This is a genomic window from Hydrogenimonas thermophila (genome assembly GCF_900115615.1).
In the GTDB taxonomy this organism is placed as follows: Bacteria; Campylobacterota; Campylobacteria; order Campylobacterales; family Hydrogenimonadaceae; genus Hydrogenimonas; species Hydrogenimonas thermophila.
Genome location: NZ_FOXB01000087.1, coordinates 1 through 1,538, shown reverse-complemented (window position 1 = coordinate 1,538; position 1,538 = coordinate 1). Strand labels below are relative to the sequence as shown.

Annotated in this window: 1 protein-coding gene; it reads right to left on the bottom strand. The window is 40.1% G+C overall.

The features are described from left to right. Window positions 1–168: 168 nt before the first annotated feature. Window positions 169–1,368, bottom strand: a complete 1,200-nt coding sequence (locus BM227_RS12560; RefSeq protein ID WP_092914357.1) for an IS256 family transposase — start codon at window positions 1,366–1,368, stop codon at window positions 169–171. Between the last annotated feature and the right edge of the window lie 170 nt (window positions 1,369–1,538).

Sequence of the window (1,538 nt, the reverse complement as noted above, 5' to 3'; positions counted from 1 at the left end):
ATACAAATAAGTGTTAAAGCTTCTGTAAGATCATATGTTGTTTCAACAATTTTTCTACCAATATTTTCAACTTTATTCAAATGTAAAATATTGATAACGAAGCTTCTAAGGATAATGTCAAGAAAAGTTCGCAATTTTACTCCTCGGCGAGTTGTATTTCATTGAATATCAAGCAGCTTTAAGCTGCGCCTCATAGATTTCCATAACCTCTTGAAGTTTCTCTGGTCTGATATAACTTCTCTCCACCTCCCAATCCTCCGTATACTCCATCAGATAGGAGGCGATAAGCCTCAAGTAGGACTCTTTAGAAGGAAAGATAGAGACAACTCTGGAGCGTCTCCTGATCTCCTTATTGATACGCTCAAGCACATTGGTTGAACTTATTCTACGTTTATCAATCTGTGTGAAGTGGTAGAACTGCAAAGAGTCTTCCAAACCGTTTTGCAATACCTCAATTGCTTCTGGAAACTTTTTACTAAACTCCTCAATAATATTTTGAGCTACTCTTATCGCATCCTTTTTGCTCTCCTGTAGCCAAATTTGTTTGAGTTTCGCAGCAAACATCTCTTTTGCCTTTGGCGGAATATGGGCTATGATGTTACGCATAAAGTGAACTTTGCAGCGTTGCCATGAAGCACCTATAAAAGTTTCCTTGAAGGCTCTTTGGATACCGTAATGGGTATCGCTGATCAACAGTGCAATCTTCTCTACACCACGCTCTTTGAGTCTGTCGAAAAAGGCTTTCCACGTTTCGGTGGTTTCAGCGCTAAACGGCTCGATAGCAAGTACTTCACGCTTACCTTCCATTGATACACCATATGCTATCATTATTGCTGAAGAAACAACACGCCCTTCATAATTTCTCACTTTCTCATATAAAGCATCGACCCATACGAAAGGATACTCTTTTTCAAGCGGACGGTTTCGAAACTCTTCTACCTGTTTATCCAAGCCTTTGTTGATCTGGGATACCTGGGATGCGGAGATATTAGCTATACCAAGCTCTTTGGCTAGACGTTCGATTTTTCGTGTTGATACACCATTAACATACGCCTCTTTGACCATTGAAATCAATGCCTGTTCACTTCGGCGCTTTTCAGTGATGAAAAAGGGAATGTAGCCTCCTTTGCGAATCTTGGGTATCATCAGATACACTGTCCCCAGTCTCGTATCGAACCGACGCGGACGATAGCCGCTGAAATAGCTCTTACGTTCACTGCTGTGCTCTCCTTTAACAGCTCCAACTTTCTGTTCTGCCTCTATCTTCATCAACTGATCCATCATCCATTTCATCATCGAAAGAAGTGGATCCTCTTCAGCCACAAATCCGGTTAGAATTCTTCTGAAAATTTCGCTATCATTTCTCATGGATAGACTTCTCCTTTTCTGTTTTCTCTCACCGAGAAGTCTATCTCAAAATTGCGAACTTAAGTGTACACTATCCTTCTAAGAATAGATAATGCAAAAGCACCTTTATTGACTTTGCATTTATCTTCATTTAATGCAGTATCTTTGTAAAAGTGCATTGTTTCAACACT